The sequence below is a fragment of the Helicobacter baculiformis genome (assembly GCF_900197685.1).
Taxonomy (GTDB): Bacteria; Campylobacterota; Campylobacteria; order Campylobacterales; family Helicobacteraceae; genus Helicobacter; species Helicobacter baculiformis.
In genome coordinates this window covers 47,999-61,698 of record NZ_FZMF01000015.1, presented here as the reverse complement: position 1 = coordinate 61,698, position 13,700 = coordinate 47,999, and the positions used below count along the sequence as shown (strand labels likewise).

The 13,700-nt window shown below is 44.7% G+C and carries 25 protein-coding genes; 24 read left to right on the top strand and 1 reads right to left on the bottom strand.

Features of this window, described 5'->3' with window-relative positions:
* The 21 genes from rplP (at position 1) to rplQ (ending at position 9,581) form a co-directional block, all read left to right on the top strand.
* Complete coding sequence (gene rplP, locus C6G87_RS03760) at positions 1-426, top strand: 50S ribosomal protein L16 (protein WP_104752201.1); 426 nt, start codon at positions 1-3, stop codon at positions 424-426.
* Positions 413-619 carry a 50S ribosomal protein L29 gene (gene rpmC, locus C6G87_RS03755; RefSeq protein WP_104752200.1) on the top strand — a complete coding sequence of 69 codons (207 nt, stop codon included), beginning with the start codon at positions 413-415 and terminating at the stop codon, positions 617-619. The genes rplP and rpmC overlap by 14 nt, the downstream gene beginning before the upstream one ends.
* A gap of 2 nt (positions 620-621) precedes the next feature.
* Entirely contained in the window at positions 622-885 is a 264-nt protein-coding gene (gene rpsQ, locus C6G87_RS03750; protein ID WP_104752199.1) for a 30S ribosomal protein S17, read from the top strand.
* The gene (gene rplN, locus C6G87_RS03745; protein WP_104752198.1) at positions 882-1,250 is read left to right on the top strand and encodes a 50S ribosomal protein L14; all 369 of its coding nucleotides are present in this window, start codon (positions 882-884) and stop codon (positions 1,248-1,250) included. The genes rpsQ and rplN overlap by 4 nt, the downstream gene beginning before the upstream one ends.
* On the top strand, positions 1,250-1,477 hold the full coding sequence (gene rplX / locus C6G87_RS03740; RefSeq protein WP_104752197.1) for a 50S ribosomal protein L24: 228 nt from the start codon (positions 1,250-1,252) through the stop codon (positions 1,475-1,477). Before rplN ends, rplX begins: the two co-directional genes overlap by 1 nt.
* Before the next feature lie 5 nt (positions 1,478-1,482).
* The gene (rplE, locus tag C6G87_RS03735) at positions 1,483-2,028 is read left to right on the top strand and encodes a 50S ribosomal protein L5 (RefSeq protein ID WP_104752196.1); all 546 of its coding nucleotides are present in this window, start codon (positions 1,483-1,485) and stop codon (positions 2,026-2,028) included.
* The gene (locus tag C6G87_RS03730; protein ID WP_104752195.1) at positions 2,028-2,213 is read left to right on the top strand and encodes a type Z 30S ribosomal protein S14; all 186 of its coding nucleotides are present in this window, start codon (positions 2,028-2,030) and stop codon (positions 2,211-2,213) included. Before rplE ends, C6G87_RS03730 begins: the two co-directional genes overlap by 1 nt.
* Positions 2,214-2,222: 9 nt before the next feature.
* Complete coding sequence (rpsH, locus tag C6G87_RS03725) at positions 2,223-2,618, top strand: 30S ribosomal protein S8 (protein WP_104752194.1); 396 nt, start codon at positions 2,223-2,225, stop codon at positions 2,616-2,618.
* A gap of 9 nt (positions 2,619-2,627) precedes the next feature.
* The gene (gene rplF, locus C6G87_RS03720) at positions 2,628-3,164 is read left to right on the top strand and encodes a 50S ribosomal protein L6 (protein WP_104752193.1); all 537 of its coding nucleotides are present in this window, start codon (positions 2,628-2,630) and stop codon (positions 3,162-3,164) included.
* Between the two features lie 9 nt (positions 3,165-3,173).
* Complete coding sequence (gene rplR / locus C6G87_RS03715; RefSeq protein WP_104752192.1) at positions 3,174-3,530, top strand: 50S ribosomal protein L18; 357 nt, start codon at positions 3,174-3,176, stop codon at positions 3,528-3,530.
* A gap of 8 nt (positions 3,531-3,538) precedes the next feature.
* Complete coding sequence (gene rpsE / locus C6G87_RS03710) at positions 3,539-3,979, top strand: 30S ribosomal protein S5 (protein WP_104752191.1); 441 nt, start codon at positions 3,539-3,541, stop codon at positions 3,977-3,979.
* An 8-nt stretch (positions 3,980-3,987) separates the two neighbouring features.
* Positions 3,988-4,392, top strand: coding sequence for a 50S ribosomal protein L15 (rplO, locus tag C6G87_RS03705; protein WP_104752190.1), 405 nt, complete (start codon positions 3,988-3,990; stop codon positions 4,390-4,392).
* The gene (secY, locus tag C6G87_RS03700; RefSeq protein ID WP_104752189.1) at positions 4,392-5,651 is read left to right on the top strand and encodes a preprotein translocase subunit SecY; all 1,260 of its coding nucleotides are present in this window, start codon (positions 4,392-4,394) and stop codon (positions 5,649-5,651) included. The genes rplO and secY overlap by 1 nt, the downstream gene beginning before the upstream one ends.
* Positions 5,651-6,412, top strand: coding sequence for a type I methionyl aminopeptidase (map, locus tag C6G87_RS03695; protein ID WP_104752188.1), 762 nt, complete (start codon positions 5,651-5,653; stop codon positions 6,410-6,412). Before secY ends, map begins: the two co-directional genes overlap by 1 nt.
* Positions 6,412-6,630, top strand: a complete 219-nt coding sequence (gene infA / locus C6G87_RS03690; protein WP_104752187.1) for a translation initiation factor IF-1 — start codon at positions 6,412-6,414, stop codon at positions 6,628-6,630. Before map ends, infA begins: the two co-directional genes overlap by 1 nt.
* 62 nt (positions 6,631-6,692) lie before the next feature.
* Positions 6,693-6,806 (top strand): 50S ribosomal protein L36, encoded by a 114-nt coding sequence (gene rpmJ / locus C6G87_RS03685; RefSeq protein ID WP_013469758.1) that lies wholly within the window; start codon positions 6,693-6,695, stop codon positions 6,804-6,806.
* Between the two features lie 2 nt (positions 6,807-6,808).
* The gene (gene rpsM, locus C6G87_RS03680) at positions 6,809-7,171 is read left to right on the top strand and encodes a 30S ribosomal protein S13 (protein WP_104752186.1); all 363 of its coding nucleotides are present in this window, start codon (positions 6,809-6,811) and stop codon (positions 7,169-7,171) included.
* Between the two features lie 9 nt (positions 7,172-7,180).
* A complete protein-coding gene (gene rpsK, locus C6G87_RS03675) occupies positions 7,181-7,573 on the top strand; it encodes a 30S ribosomal protein S11 (protein WP_104752185.1) in 393 nt (130 codons plus the stop codon).
* A 9-nt stretch (positions 7,574-7,582) separates the two neighbouring features.
* A complete protein-coding gene (rpsD, locus tag C6G87_RS03670) occupies positions 7,583-8,209 on the top strand; it encodes a 30S ribosomal protein S4 (RefSeq protein WP_104752184.1) in 627 nt (208 codons plus the stop codon).
* Between the two features lie 11 nt (positions 8,210-8,220).
* Positions 8,221-9,231, top strand: a complete 1,011-nt coding sequence (locus C6G87_RS03665) for a DNA-directed RNA polymerase subunit alpha (protein ID WP_104752183.1) — start codon at positions 8,221-8,223, stop codon at positions 9,229-9,231.
* Positions 9,231-9,581, top strand: coding sequence for a 50S ribosomal protein L17 (gene rplQ / locus C6G87_RS03660; protein ID WP_104752182.1), 351 nt, complete (start codon positions 9,231-9,233; stop codon positions 9,579-9,581). The genes C6G87_RS03665 and rplQ overlap by 1 nt, the downstream gene beginning before the upstream one ends.
* A gap of 326 nt (positions 9,582-9,907) precedes the next feature.
* On the opposite strand, the gene C6G87_RS08965 is transcribed toward rplQ, so the two are convergent.
* Positions 9,908-10,042, bottom strand: a complete 135-nt coding sequence (locus C6G87_RS08965; RefSeq protein WP_267892688.1) for a hypothetical protein — start codon at positions 10,040-10,042, stop codon at positions 9,908-9,910.
* A gap of 283 nt (positions 10,043-10,325) precedes the next feature.
* On the opposite strand from C6G87_RS08965, the gene rpsB reads away from it, so the two are divergent.
* The 3 genes from rpsB to metK are packed head-to-tail and all read left to right on the top strand — an operon-like array spanning position 10,326 to position 13,322.
* A complete protein-coding gene (gene rpsB / locus C6G87_RS03655) occupies positions 10,326-11,111 on the top strand; it encodes a 30S ribosomal protein S2 (protein WP_199767623.1) in 786 nt (261 codons plus the stop codon).
* Positions 11,098-12,159 (top strand): translation elongation factor Ts, encoded by a 1,062-nt coding sequence (gene tsf / locus C6G87_RS03650; protein ID WP_104752181.1) that lies wholly within the window; start codon positions 11,098-11,100, stop codon positions 12,157-12,159. Before rpsB ends, tsf begins: the two co-directional genes overlap by 14 nt.
* Entirely contained in the window at positions 12,159-13,322 is a 1,164-nt protein-coding gene (metK, locus tag C6G87_RS03645) for a methionine adenosyltransferase (RefSeq protein ID WP_104752180.1), read from the top strand. The genes tsf and metK overlap by 1 nt, the downstream gene beginning before the upstream one ends.
* The last annotated feature ends 378 nt before the right edge of the window (positions 13,323-13,700 follow it).

The window sequence follows — 13,700 nt, the reverse complement described above, 5'->3', positions numbered from 1 at the left end:
ATGTTGATGCCTAAAAAGACCAAATACCGCAAACAGATGAAGGGTAGAAATCGGGGGAAGTCTGCGCGTGGCGTAAAACTTGCCTTTGGAGATATTGGAATCAAGGCCGTTGAACACGGGCGTATTGATTCGCGCCAAATTGAAGCTGCCAGGGTGGCAATGACTCGCCATATTAAACGCGCAGGAAAGGTGTGGATTAGAGTTTTTCCTGACAAGCCTTTGACTGCTAAGCCTTTGGAAACTAGAATGGGGAAGGGTAAGGGTTCTGTGGAAAAATGGGTGATGAACATCAAACCCGGGCGCATTGTCTATGAAATGCTAGGTATTGAAGAGGGTTTAGCTAGAGAAGCTTTGAGTTTAGCACAACGCAAGCTCCCATTTAAAACAAAAATTGTAACCAAAGAGAGTGAAAATGAAATTTACTGAACTAGCAGACAAAGATAGGAAGGAGTTAGAAAAGTTGCTTAAAGACAAAAGAATTGAGCTCTTTGAACTAAGGATTAAGCTCAAAACCATGCAACTCAATAACCCTAGCGAGATTAGGAGGGCAAGGAAGGATGTTGCGCGCATTAAAACAGCCTTGTCTGCTCTTGATCATGCGTTGGTTGAAAAGAGGTAAAAATGGAAACTAAGCAACCCCACAAGCGCACCATTCAAGGGAAGGTTGTCAATAAAATTGATGCCTATAGTGCCGTAATTTTAGTAGAGAGAAAGGTCTTGCATACAAAATACCGCAAGATTGTCAAACGCTTTAAGAAATACACTATTGATGATAGGCAGAATGCTTCTCAGGTGGGGGATTTTATAAGTGCGGTGGAATGTAAGCCTGTCTCTAAAACTAAAACCTTTGCGCTGAAAGAAATTTTGGTGAAAGGAGTTTCATGATACAGAGCTTTACAAGATTGGTTGTGGCAGACAATAGCGGGGGCAAGGAGATCATGTGTATCAAGGTTTTAGGAGGAAGTCATAAACGCTATGCGAGCGTGGGCGATGTCATTGTCGCTTCTGTAAAAAAGGCGATCCCCAATGGGAAGGTTAAAAAAGGGCAGGTAGTTAAGGCGGTGATTGTGCGCACTAAAAAGGAAGTACAGCGCCCCAATGGCTCTTTAATTCGCTTTGATGACAATGCCGCTGTGATCTTGGATGCTAAACGCGATCCGGTAGGGACTAGGATCTTTGGACCTATCAGTAGGGAAGTGCGCTATGCTAACTTTATGAAAATCATCTCACTGGCTCCGGAGGTGCTCTAATGAAGTGCAAGATTAAAAAAGATGATATGGTTAAGGTGATCGCCGGAGATGATAAGGGCAAGGTCGGCAAAGTGCTAGCTGTTTTTCCTAAAAAATCTACACTTTTAGTAGAGGGTTGCAAGATGGTTAAGAAAGCCATTAAGCCCACCGATGATGACCCAAAAGGCGGACATACCCTTAAGGAGATGCCTATTCATATCTCCAATGTCAAAAAAGAGAAGGAGTAAGCGCGATGGATGGCTTGAAAAACTTCTATGAAAAAGAAGTGAAAAAGAAATTGGCAGAAGAGCTAGGGATCAAGAATCCCATGTTATTGCCTAAGCTAGAAAAGATCGTGCTGAGCGTGGGTGCGGGTGCGCATGCTAAAGATGCCAAAATCATGCAAAACATCGCCCAAACTCTTTCCCTCATTGCCGGGCAAAAGGCAGTGATCACCAAAGCTAAAAAATCCGTAGCAGGTTTTAAAATCCGTGAAAACATGGCCGTTGGTGTGAAAGTTACGCTCAGAAATAGGGTCATGTTTAACTTTTTGGAAAAACTTATTGTGATTGCTTTACCTAGGGTGAAAGACTTTAGGGGTGTGTCTAGGAATGGTTTTGATGGGCGCGGAAATTATGGTTTTGGTTTGAATGAGCAGTTGATTTTCCCAGAGGTAGTTTATGATGATATTATGGTAACCCATGGGCTCAATATTGCTATTATCACTTCTACAAACAACGATAAGGAGGCATTTAAATTGCTAGAGTTGCTCGGAATGCCCTTTGCGAAAGGGCGCTAATGGCTAAGAAATCGATGATCGCAAAAACCCATAGAAAAGCAAAGTTTAGGGCGCGTGCTTACACGCGTTGCAATATCTGTGGAAGACCTCGCTCTGTCTATAAGGACTTCGGCTTGTGTCGCGTGTGCTTGAGAAAAATGGGTAATGAAGGCTTGATTCCGGGTCTTAGAAAAGCTAGTTGGTAAGGGGTCATCATGGTAAATGATATTGTTGCGGATTCTTTAACACGCATTCGGAATGCAAGTATGCGCCGTTTGGAAGTTACAGAGCTTTATTACGCTAAGATTGTGGTGTCTATCTTGGAAATTTTCAAGAGTCGTGGATTCATCGCCAATTACCAGGTAGTAGAAAAGAGAGGGAAGAATTTCATCTCTGTAGAATTAGCCTATGATGATAGGGGACGAGCTGTTATTAGTGAAATTAAACGATTAAGCAAACCAGGACGCAGACTTTATAAACAGGCTAGTGAGCTTAAACGCTTTAAAAACGGGTATGGGGTGATTGTGGTTAGTACCAGTAAGGGGGTTATCACCAATGAGGAAGCCTACAAACAGAATGTGGGCGGTGAGGTGCTTTGTAGCATTTGGTAGGAGTGTGGCATGTCAAGAATTGGTAAAAGAGTGATCAAAATTCCTAATGGGGTACAGGTAAGTGTAGAAGGTACTTGCCTGTATTTTAAAAACAATAAGACCGCCCAAATATTAGAGACACATGGACGTGTGGGAATTGTATTGGAGAACGATTCCTTGCGCTTTGAACCTGTGGGCGATAGCGCGCAAAGCAAAGCGTTTTGGGGAACTTATAACGCTTTAGCTAATAATGTTGTTGTGGGGTTAGATAAGGGATTTAGCAAGGTGTTAGAAATTAATGGAGTGGGCTACAAGGCGGCTTTGGGGCATAAAGTCTTAGAGCTCACATTAGGTTTTAGTCGTCCGGTTAAGCATCCTATTCCTGAGGGTGTGGAGGTGGTTGTAGACAAGAATACTATTACGCTTAAGGGGAGTAGTAAGCAACAGATAGGGCAACTTGCTGCAGATATTCGCGCTTATAGACCTCCAGAACCTTACAAGGGTAAGGGTATTAAATACAGCGATGAAGTCATCGTGCGTAAAGCCGGCAAAACGGCTAAGAAGTAAGGAACAATCATGACAGAAAGCGTTTTAGAGAAGAAAAAACTTCAAAGAGCCAAGCGCAAGTTGCGTGTGCGTGCGAAAGTCTTTGGCACATGCGATAGACCGCGCGTGAGCGTCTTTAGGTCTAATAGATATTTTTATGCCCAAGCCATTGATGATAATGCACACGCGACTTTAGTGCATGTAGATGGCAAAAAACTAGGCTTAGGAAATAAGGTAGAGGATAGTCAAAAGATCGCTCTAGTTTTTGCCGAAAAACTCAAAGAGCAAGGTATCACTCAGGTAGTCTACGATCGCAATGGATATTTATACCATGGTGTAGTGGCAGCGTTTGCAGAAACATTACGCACTCAAGAGATCGCGCTTTAAGGATGGCTATGCAGATCAATAGAGAAGAATTTTCAGAAGTGGTGGTTAATATCGGACGGGTTACCAAAGTGGTCAAAGGTGGACGGCGCTTCCGCTTTAATGCTTTGGTGGTTGTAGGAAACAAGAACGGCTTGGTAGGCTTTGGTCTAGGCAAGGCTAAGGAAGTGCCTGATGCCATTAAAAAGGCCATTGATGATGCTTTTAAAAACATCATTGAAGTTAAGATCAAAGGCACAACCATTGCCCATGATATTGAATGTAAATATAACGCAAGCCGTATTTTGCTTAAGCCTGCTTCTGAGGGGACGGGAGTGATCGCCGGGGGGTCTACGCGCCCTATGATTGAGTTGGCAGGCATTAAGGATATTTTGACAAAATCTTTAGGCTCGAATAATCCTTATAATGTGGTGCGCGCAACCTTTGATGCGCTCTCTAAGATCAAGGGATAGGAGTTTTTATGGCATTAGAAAAATTGCATCCGGCTAAAGGGAGTGTCAAGCAAACCAAGCGTGTAGGTCGTGGGCAGGGTAGTGGCATGGGTAAAACTGCAACTAGAGGAGGCAAAGGGCAAACTGCTCGCACGGGCTATAAACAAAAACGTGGATTTGAGGGAGGGCAACAACCCTTACAACGCCGTTTGCCTAAGGTAGGTTTTAGGAGTCGCACTAAGGGATTTGTTTATGCGATCAATGTAACCAGGCACAAGGAGATTTTTGAGTTGGAAACTTTGAGTTTGGAACTCATTAGGAAAGTGCACCCTTTTCCTTCTTACATCGAGAAAGTTAAGCTTATTGGAGCAGATGCCAAAGATCTCGCTTCCAAAATCCAAGATGAGAGAATTCGCACTAGCGGACAACAATAATGACCAAGGCGATTGCGACCAAGATTTTTATCACTTTGGGGTATTTGTTCCTCTATAGAGTGTTAGCTTACATTCCTATTCCAGGGGTAGATTTAGCTGCAATCAAAGCTTTTTTTGATAGCAACTCCAGCAATGCCCTGGGACTCTTTAACATGTTTAGTGGTAATGCAGTATCCCGTTTGAGTATTATTTCTCTAGGGATTATGCCCTATATTACAGCTTCCATTATCATGGAGCTCTTGAGTGCGACTTTTCCTAACCTTGCCAAAATGAAAAAAGAGCGTGATGGCATGCAGAAATACATGCAAATTGTACGCTATGCTACTATTGGTATTACGATTATCCAAGCAATCAGTGTTTCGTTTGGACTACGCTCTATTGGGCATGGGGCTAATGGGGCAATCATGGTTTCCATGCAAACTTTTTTGGTTCTAGCCACGTTTTCCATGTTGACAGGCACGATGTTGCTCATGTGGATTGGCGAGCAGATCACCCAAAGAGGGGTGGGTAATGGTATTAGCTTGATCATTTTCGCGGGTATTGTCTCTGGCATTCCTTCGGCGATTGCGGGAACTTTCAATCTAGTGAATACGGGCGTGATTAATGTGCTAGTCTTAATTGGGATTGTGCTCATTATCTTAGCGACCATTTTTACAATTATCTATGTAGAACTGGCTGAGCGACGTATTCCCATTTCTTACGCCCGCAAGGTGATGATGCAAAATCAAAATAAACGCATCATGAACTACATTCCTATTAAGCTTAACTTAAGTGGAGTGATCCCTCCTATTTTTGCTTCCGCGCTCCTAGTCTTCCCTTCTACCATTCTGCAGGCTTCGTCCAATAAGGTTTTACAAGCTATTGCAGATTTTCTTAACCCCCATGGGTATGCCTATAATATTCTGATGTTCTTGCTTATTATCTTCTTTGCCTATTTCTATTCCTCCATTGTGTTTAATGCCAAAGATATTGCAGACAATCTCAAGCGCAATGGTGGGTTTATCGCGGGCTTGAGACCGGGAGAGGGCACTTCTAACTTTTTAAATAGTGTGGCAAGTCGTTTGACTTTTTGGGGTTCTCTATACCTAGCCATTATCTCTACCTTACCATGGATTTTAGTTAAGGCGATGGGAGTGCCTTTTTATTTTGGAGGCACAGCGGTGCTTATTGTTGTGCAAGTTGCCATTGATACTATGAAAAAAATAGAAGCCCAAGTTTACATGAGTAAATATAAAACCTTGAGTGCTGTGGGCTTTTGATGGCGATCGTAATCCGTAGTCCAAAGGACATCGATGCCTTGCGCAGAGCAGGAGCGGTGGTAGGGCAAACCCTCGAACTTCTACGCGAAGAAATTCGAGTAGGCATGAGCTTGTTAGAGTTAGATGCGCTGGCAGAGGCGCATATCTATAAGCTCAAAGCCGAACCTGCCTTTAAAGGTCTTTATGGTTTCCCCAATACGCTTTGTACCTCGCTAAATGAGGTGGCTATCCATGGTATTCCCACAGACTATAAACTACAGAGTGGCGATATCATAGGCTTAGACTTAGGAGCGCAAGTACAGGGGTGGTTTGGAGATGCAGCAATCACTTTGGGGGTGGGAGAAGTGAGCCTCAAAGATCATGCGTTAATTGCTTGTGCTAAAGACACCCTTGATAAAGTGATTGCAAGCTTAGAAGTGGGCATGCGCTTTAAGGAAGTAAGCCAGCTTCTAGAAACTCTCATCAGAAAAAGAGGGTTTGTGCCCCTGAAAAAGTTTTGTGGACATGGTATTGGACGCAAACCTCATGAAGAGCCCTCCATTTTTAATTACTTGGAGCCTTCTAGCAAACCTAACAGCGGACCTAAGATTAAAGAAGGTATGGTTTTTTGCTTAGAGCCAATGGTTTGTCAAGAGAGTGGTGAACCTAAAATCTTAGAAGATAAGTGGAGTGTGGTATCTGTAGATGGATTGCGCACAAGTCATTACGAACATACGATCGCAATGGTGGGCAAAAAAGCGCAAATTTTAACGGAGGCTTGATGGCAAAAGATGATGTGATAGAGGTCGATGGGAAAGTGATCGAATGTTTACCCAACGCCACTTTTAAGGTGGAATTGGATAACAAGCATATCGTGCTGTGTCGCATTTCAGGTAAGATGCGCATGCATTATATTCGTATTGCGCTGGGGGATCGGGTACGCTTAGAACTCACTCCCTATAGCTTAGATAAGGGGCGTATCACTTTTCGCTACAAGTGATTAAGTTAGTTCTAACAAAAGATAGTTAGAATAAGAGTTTTGCTTAGATTTAAGGAGAAAGAATGAAGGTTAGACCCTCTGTAAAAAAGATGTGTGATAAATGCAAGGTGATTAAAAGACGCGGTGTGATTCGCGTGATCTGTACCACTCCCAAACATAAACAAAGACAAGGATAGGCATGGCAAGGATTGCAGGGGTAGATTTGCCCAAGAAAAAACGCGTTGAATACGCTCTAACCTATATCTATGGCGTGGGCTTGAAAAGCTCTAGAGATATTTTACACAAGGTAGGAATCTCTCTAGATAAGCGTGTGCATGAACTTAGCGAAGATGAGATTTCCAGCATTACTAAAGAAATCCAAGCGGGCTATGTTGTGGAGGGGGATTTACGCAAAAAAGTGCAGATGGATATCAAGGCATTAATGGATTTGGGAAGTTATCGGGGCATAAGGCATCGCAAAGGATTGCCCGTGCGTGGTCAAACTACAAAAAATAACGCACGTACCCGTAAGGGCAAGAAGAAAACCGTGGGCAGCAAGTAAGGAGAGTGCATGGCAAAACGAACCGGCATTAAAAAGAAAATCGTTAAGAAGAATATCGCTAGGGGGGTGGTCTACATCGCTGCTTCTTTCAATAACACCAACATCACTGTTACGGATGAGATGGGCAATGTAATTTGTTGGGCAACTGCTGGAGGACTTGGTTTCAGAGGGTCTAAAAAATCTACTCCTTACGCTGCCCAACAAGCTGTGGAGAGTGCAATGAGCAAAGCCAAAGAACACGGCATTAAAGAAGTGGGGATCAAGGTGCAAGGACCTGGAAGTGGGCGCGAAACAGCGATCAAGAGTGTGGGGAGTGTTGAGGGGATCAAAGTGCTTTGGATTAAAGATATCACACCCTTGCCCCATAATGGTTGCCGACCCCCTAAGAGAAGACGCGTATAAGGAGCATACATGGCAAGATATAGAGGCGCAGTGGAGAAGTTAGAACGTCGTTTTGGGATTTCCTTATTCCTTAAAGGCGAACGTCGTTTAAGTGGCAAGAGCGCGTTGGACAAGCGTGCCTATGGACCTGGTCAGCATGGACAAAGACGCGGTAAGATCTCAGATTATGGCTTGCAGTTGCGTGAGAAGCAAAAAGCCAAAGCGATGTATGGGATCTCTGAAAAGCAATTCCGTTCTATTTTCACAGAAGCTAACCGCATGGAAGGTAATACAGGAGAAAATTTAGTGCGCCTGTTGGAGCGTCGTTTGGACAATGTGGTCTATCGTATGGGTTTTGCAACTACACGCAGTTTTGCGCGTCAATTAGTAACGCACGGGCATGTTTTGGTAGATGGCAAGCGCATGGATATTCCTTCTGCCTTCATTAAGAGTGGGCAAAAGATCGAAATCAGAGAAAAAAGTAAAGAAAATGCTCAAATTGTGCGTGCGGTGGAATTGAGCAATCAAGTAGGGATCGTGCCTTGGCTTGATGTGGATAAAGACAAAAAGTTTGGTATTTTTACCCGCTATCCTGAAAGGGACGAGGTAAGCTTGCCCCTTGAAGAAAGATTGATTGTTGAACTCTATTCTAAGTAGTAGGTAGCAGTATGAAAGTGATTAAAGTAGCGCCACAAGCGCCTATGAATATCAGTGTAGAGAGGATCAGCGACAGACAGATCAAAGTATATGTTTCTGCTTTTGAAGCAGGTTATGCTATTACCCTAGCACATCCCTTAAGACGACTTCTACTCTTGAGTTCCGTGGGGTATGCGCCTATCGGAATCAAAATCGAAGGTGTTGCCCACGAATTTGATTCCTTACGCGGTGTTGCTGAAGACATGACCTTATTTATTGCCAACCTTAAAAATATCCGCCTAGTAGGAAAGCACTTAGACAATGCCCAAAATGATCAGGTTGTGGTGCATTATTCTTTTAAAGGACCTGCTAAATTGAGTGGACGGGATTTAGAGAATGATGAGATTGGCGTTATCAATCATGATGCTTATCTGGCCACCATCAACGAAGATGTTAATTTAGAATTTTCACTCATCGTGCAAAAAGGCATGGGTTATGTACCTTCTGAGAGCATTCGAGGTTATATTTCCAGCGATTATATCCCCTTAGATGCTTATTTTACCCCCGTTAAAAGAGTGGTTTACAACATCGAAAACATGCTTGTAGATGGCAATCCCAACTTTGAAAAGCTCATCTTTGAAATTGAGAGTGACGGACAAGTAGACCCTCAGCGTGCTTTCCAGGATGCCATTAAGACCATGAACGCTCAGATGCACATTTTTAACACCAATATCGCCGATTGTAAAGGGAATACCCATCTAGAAGAGAGCTTAGAAAGAGACCTTGTGATGGAAATTGAGGGCTTGAGTTTAAGCGCGCGTTGTTTTAATTGTTTAGATAAAATCGGGCTTAAATATGTGGGTGAATTGGTACTTATGGATACCTATGAACTCAAAAACATAAAAAACCTGGGCAAGAAATCCTATGATGAAATCGCCGAGAAATTGGAGGGATTGGGCTATCCTGTGGGTTCTGAACTCGCAGCAGATTTTAGAGCATCTTTGCAGGCAAGATTAGATAAATTAAAAAATGAGGAGCGTTAATGCGGCATCAAAATCGCTTTAGAAAATTAGGTAGAACTAGCGCGCACAGAAAGGCGTTGTTAAAAAATCTTGCCATTTCTCTAATCGAGCACGAGAAGATTGAAACTGGTGTATTTAAGGCAAAAGAATTGCAATCCTATATTGAAAGGCTTGTGAGTGTAGCTAGGAAGGGTGATTCTAATGCTCACCGCTATGTTTTTGCCTACTTGCAGCATAAGCACGCAACTCATAAGCTGGTTACAGAATTAGCGCCAAAGTATGCAGAGCGTAAGGGTGGCTATACCCGTATCCACAGGAGCGCGATCAGAAAAGGTGACGCTTCCGTATTAGCTTCTATCGCATTTGTTTAACATTCTTATCACTCGTGCACTATAAGGGGGGCTTAGTTTTAAGTTATTTGGGATATGGTGAGTTGCCCAAGCGCTAAGGGCATTTATGTCTTCAGACTGATGTTGCTCGTAGGGAACAAGCATCCGTGTTTGCTCTCTGTGTCCCTAATCTAATAAAAGCGTAACTTTGCGCACTTCCTGCACTGGATACAAATGTATGGGGGATGTCATATATAATTTTTCAAACTCAGAAAGCGCAGGGACATTTAAGTTTTTTTAAAAAGAAGGGATTGTCTTAAACGCCCCCTCCTCCCTTTGGGGACCTGACCATCCGAAAGAGCAAAGGGTTATTTATTGCCTTTGTATTCGGGATGGTTTGAATTGAGCTGATTAGAGCGGTTGTTTTGCGCATCTCTATAGGCTTTATTATTCGAGTTGCATTGGTTGGCGTGGTGATCCCGTTCGCTTTTGCTTTGTGCCATCGTTTTCTCCTTTCTGTTGGGATGCTGTGATGCTAACATATATATATACCTTAAGAGGTTAAAAAAAGGAGAAGATGTTGATCTCTTTCATATGTGCAAAAAATCTCAGAGTGCAGAGTCGAATCCTTGAGCATGCACTTTTTAAATTTAATTTCGCCAAAATACTTAAACTTCTCTTTATCTGAAGCGCGTTAGAATACCCCCTGCCTTTCATCAATTCACACACGCCCCGCCTTAAAGTGATCAAGTAGGGGGCGTGGCGGCAAACTTTAAGGAGACATCTATGATCACCATGAAAGATTTATTAGAGTGTGGGGTGCATTTTGGGCATCAGACAAGGCGTTGGAATCCTAAAACCGCGCGTTTTATCTTTGGGGTGCGCAAGAATATCCACATCATTGATTTGCAAAAAACTTTGCGCTACTTTCGCTATACCTACAATGTGGTGCGCGATGCCAGCGCAGAGGGCAAGACTATCATGTTTGTGGGCACTAAAAAACAGGCTAGCGATGCGCTTAAAGAGTACGCGATGCAAGTCAATGTGCCCTATGTGAATTACCGCTGGTTGGGCGGCATGCTCACCAATTTTAGCACCATTAGAAAATCCGTGCGCAAGCTAGAAATCATGGAGGACATGGAGACTAGCGGGCAGATAGACCTGCTCACCAAAAAAGAAAAGCTAATGATCTTGCGCAAGAAAGAGAAGCTTGAAAAGTATTTAGGCGGGGTGCGCCACATGAAGCAAATGCCTGATATGATGTTTGTGGTAGATGTGGTGAAAGAAAAAATCGCGGTGGCTGAGGCTAGACGGCTAGGTATCCCCATTGTCGCCCCCCTAGACACCAATTGCGACCCGGATTTAGTGGATTACCCCATCCCGGGCAATGACGATGCGATTCGCTCGATTCGTCTGTTCTGTAAAGAGATGGCAGAGGCGATCACAGAGGGGCGCGAATTGGTGGGCAGACCCCAAGAAAATCTTGAAGAGGTTGAACATGTGAGCGCGCAAGAGCGTCAAGAGGTGTTAGAAGAGGTGTATCAAGAAGGAGAACAAGATGAGTCAAATTAGTGCCGCGCAGGTAAAGCAATTGCGCGAAATGACGGACGCACCCATGATGGATTGCAAAAAGGCGTTGGTAGAGTGTGGGGGGGATTTGGACAAAGCCATCGAACACCTGCGCCAAAAAGGCTTGAGCAAGGCGGTTAAAAAAGCCGATCGCGTGGCCTCTGAAGGCGTGATCGCCCTAGAAGTGGATGCCCAACAAGCCACCATGCTAGAAATCAATAGCGAAACGGATTTTGTGGCTAAAAACGATCACTTCAAGGCGTTGGTGTCTAAAAGTTTAGAAGTGGCTAAGACACAGGGGGTAGAAAGTGTAGAGGCGTTGTACCAAGCCCCTGTAGAGGGGCAGACCTATGAAGCCTATCTGCACAGCGCGATCGCCAAAATTGGTGAAAATATTGTGCTGAGGCGTTTAGCCCAGCTCAAAGCAGGGGGGCATGAAGCCTTGAATGGGTATTTGCACGCCAACCACCGCGTGGGCGCGATCGTTAAAATCGCCCACACAAACCCAGCTCATGCTCATAAACTCAAAGAATTAGCCCGCCAGATTGCCATGCATGCCGCAGCGATGAAGCCAGTTGTGCTAGATTATCATGCCTTTAGCCCTGAATTTATCGCACAAGAGAAGTTAGCTTTAGTCGCAGAGCTAGAAAAAGAAAACGAGGAGCTCAAACGGCTGGGCAAACCTCTAAAACACATCCCCACCTATGTCAGCCGCGTTGAGCTCACCCCTGCTGTGTTGCAAGCTCAAGAAGAGGCGTACAAACAAGAGTTAAAAGAGCAGGGCAAGCCGGAGAAAATCTTTGATAAGATCATCCCGGGCAAGATGGAGCGTTTTATCGCGGATAACACCCTTTTAGATCAACGCTTGACTCTACTAGGGCAGTTTTTTGTCATGGACGATAAAAAGACCATCGCACAGGTGCTAGAAGAAAGGGGCGCAGAGCTAGAGGACACTCTGAGCATTAGCGCCTATGTGCGCTTTGAGGTGGGCGAAGGCATTGAAAAGAAACAAGAGGATTTTGCTGCCGAAGTGGCAGCACAGATTAGCTAATGGATCGCTATCTTTTTACCTCTGAATCGGTTACAGAGGGACACCCGGATAAAATGGCAGATCAGATCAGCGATGCCATTTTAGACTACATCATCGAGCGCGACCCGCACGCGCGCGTGGCATGCGAAACCCTCTTAGCCAATGGCTTTTGCGTGATCACTGGTGAGCTTAAAACCCGCGTCTATGCCCCTATGCAAGAGATCGCCCGGGGCGTGGTGCGCGACATTGGCTACACGGACGCGCTCTATGGCTTTGATTACCGCAGCGCTGCCGTGCTCAATGGGATTGGCGAACAAAGCCCAGACATCAATCAGGGCGTGGATCGCCCCGATGGCGAGGTGGGGGCAGGCGATCAAGGCTTGATGTTTGGCTATGCATGCGATGAGACCCCCTCTTACATGCCCCTAGCCATTGATTTAGCCCATGCTATCACGCGCGCGCTAGCCCAAGCTAGAAAGAGCGCAATCCTGCCTTTTTTACGCCCCGATGGCAAGGCGCAGGTTACTATCCAATACGAGGGACACAAACCCGTAGGGATCAATACCATCGTGGTTTCTACCCAACACTCCCCTGAGATCGATCAAAAACGCCTTAGAGAAGCCGTCATTGAAGAGATTGTCTATAAGGTGTTGCCTAAAGAGTTTCTCAATGACAACATCACCTACCACATCAACCCCACCGGTAAATTTGTGATCGGCGGACCACAGGGCGATGCGGGTTTGACGGGGCGTAAGATCATCGTAGACACCTATGGGGGGAGTTGCCCGCATGGCGGGGGGGCGTTTAGCGGCAAAGACCCCTCTAAGGTGGATCGCAGCGCGGCGTATATGGCACGCTACATCGCCAAAAACTTGGTGGCAAGTGGGGTGTGCCATAGAGCCACCGTGCAACTCGCCTATGCGATTGGGGTGGTAGAACCCGTGTCTGTCTATGTCAACGCGCATGGCACAAGCGCGTACAGCCCTGAACAGCTAGAGGCTTGCGTACGCGCCCTTTTCAAACTCACGCCCAAGGGGATCATGCAAAGTCTCAATCTCTTACGCCCCATTTATCGCCAGACCGCCACTTATGGGCATTTTGGACGCGAGGGCTTTAGCTGGGAGAACACAGACAAGGTAGAGGCGATTGTAGAGTATTTTAGAGCCAAGTCTTTAAAGGCATGATTTAGGGGATTGCTTTGGATTCTCAAACATGCTAGCGCCTCCTTTCTGTAACCAACACGCTTGAGTCTCAAAACTGCCCATAACGCGCACCACTCGCTCCAATCTTTAGCAAAAGAGGATCGCTATACTAAGGCGCCCAAAAGCTGGCATTGTTAAATCACCCCTAATTAATTATTTAAGTCTAGCTTTTTCTTAAAAGAGAAAAACCCAAAAATTGTTAGCACATGGCAAACCAAAACCTCTGTATACTTTGAGTGTGTGGCAAAGTGTCACAATGATCCAAGACGAATAAATAGAATGTTTGCACGATTAAAGGAAGCTTTTAAAACTCTAGACTTACTCTTTTGTGCTAGAATTCAGCACATTCTTACAAGGAGT

Bases quoted from the DNA above. Each gene is read 5' to 3' on its own strand.
- rplO (WP_104752190.1), top strand. From the start codon at position 3,988: ATGGCATTAGAAAAATTGCATCCGGCTAAAGGGAGTGTCAAGCAAACC.
- C6G87_RS03730 (WP_104752195.1), top strand. From the start codon at position 2,028: ATGGCTAAGAAATCGATGATCGCAAAAACCCATAGAAAAGCAAAGTTT.
- secY (WP_104752189.1), top strand. From the start codon at position 4,392: ATGACCAAGGCGATTGCGACCAAGATTTTTATCACTTTGGGGTATTTG.
- rpmJ (WP_013469758.1), top strand. From the start codon at position 6,693: ATGAAGGTTAGACCCTCTGTAAAAAAGATGTGTGATAAATGCAAGGTG.
- C6G87_RS03665 (WP_104752183.1), top strand. From the start codon at position 8,221: ATGAAAGTGATTAAAGTAGCGCCACAAGCGCCTATGAATATCAGTGTA.
- rplQ (WP_104752182.1), top strand. From the start codon at position 9,231: ATGCGGCATCAAAATCGCTTTAGAAAATTAGGTAGAACTAGCGCGCAC.
- rplR (WP_104752192.1), top strand. From the start codon at position 3,174: ATGACAGAAAGCGTTTTAGAGAAGAAAAAACTTCAAAGAGCCAAGCGC.
- C6G87_RS08965 (WP_267892688.1), bottom strand. From the start codon at position 10,042: ATGGCACAAAGCAAAAGCGAACGGGATCACCACGCCAACCAATGCAAC.
- rpsB (WP_199767623.1), top strand. From the start codon at position 10,326: ATGATCACCATGAAAGATTTATTAGAGTGTGGGGTGCATTTTGGGCAT.
- rpsE (WP_104752191.1), top strand. From the start codon at position 3,539: ATGCAGATCAATAGAGAAGAATTTTCAGAAGTGGTGGTTAATATCGGA.
- rplN (WP_104752198.1), top strand. From the start codon at position 882: ATGATACAGAGCTTTACAAGATTGGTTGTGGCAGACAATAGCGGGGGC.
- rpmC (WP_104752200.1), top strand. From the start codon at position 413: ATGAAATTTACTGAACTAGCAGACAAAGATAGGAAGGAGTTAGAAAAG.
- rpsD (WP_104752184.1), top strand. From the start codon at position 7,583: ATGGCAAGATATAGAGGCGCAGTGGAGAAGTTAGAACGTCGTTTTGGG.
- rplF (WP_104752193.1), top strand. From the start codon at position 2,628: ATGTCAAGAATTGGTAAAAGAGTGATCAAAATTCCTAATGGGGTACAG.
- rpsQ (WP_104752199.1), top strand. From the start codon at position 622: ATGGAAACTAAGCAACCCCACAAGCGCACCATTCAAGGGAAGGTTGTC.
- rplP (WP_104752201.1), top strand. From the start codon at position 1: ATGTTGATGCCTAAAAAGACCAAATACCGCAAACAGATGAAGGGTAGA.
- rpsM (WP_104752186.1), top strand. From the start codon at position 6,809: ATGGCAAGGATTGCAGGGGTAGATTTGCCCAAGAAAAAACGCGTTGAA.
- infA (WP_104752187.1), top strand. From the start codon at position 6,412: ATGGCAAAAGATGATGTGATAGAGGTCGATGGGAAAGTGATCGAATGT.
- rplE (WP_104752196.1), top strand. From the start codon at position 1,483: ATGGATGGCTTGAAAAACTTCTATGAAAAAGAAGTGAAAAAGAAATTG.
- metK (WP_104752180.1), top strand. From the start codon at position 12,159: ATGGATCGCTATCTTTTTACCTCTGAATCGGTTACAGAGGGACACCCG.
- tsf (WP_104752181.1), top strand. From the start codon at position 11,098: ATGAGTCAAATTAGTGCCGCGCAGGTAAAGCAATTGCGCGAAATGACG.
- rpsH (WP_104752194.1), top strand. From the start codon at position 2,223: ATGGTAAATGATATTGTTGCGGATTCTTTAACACGCATTCGGAATGCA.
- map (WP_104752188.1), top strand. From the start codon at position 5,651: ATGGCGATCGTAATCCGTAGTCCAAAGGACATCGATGCCTTGCGCAGA.
- rpsK (WP_104752185.1), top strand. From the start codon at position 7,181: ATGGCAAAACGAACCGGCATTAAAAAGAAAATCGTTAAGAAGAATATC.
- rplX (WP_104752197.1), top strand. From the start codon at position 1,250: ATGAAGTGCAAGATTAAAAAAGATGATATGGTTAAGGTGATCGCCGGA.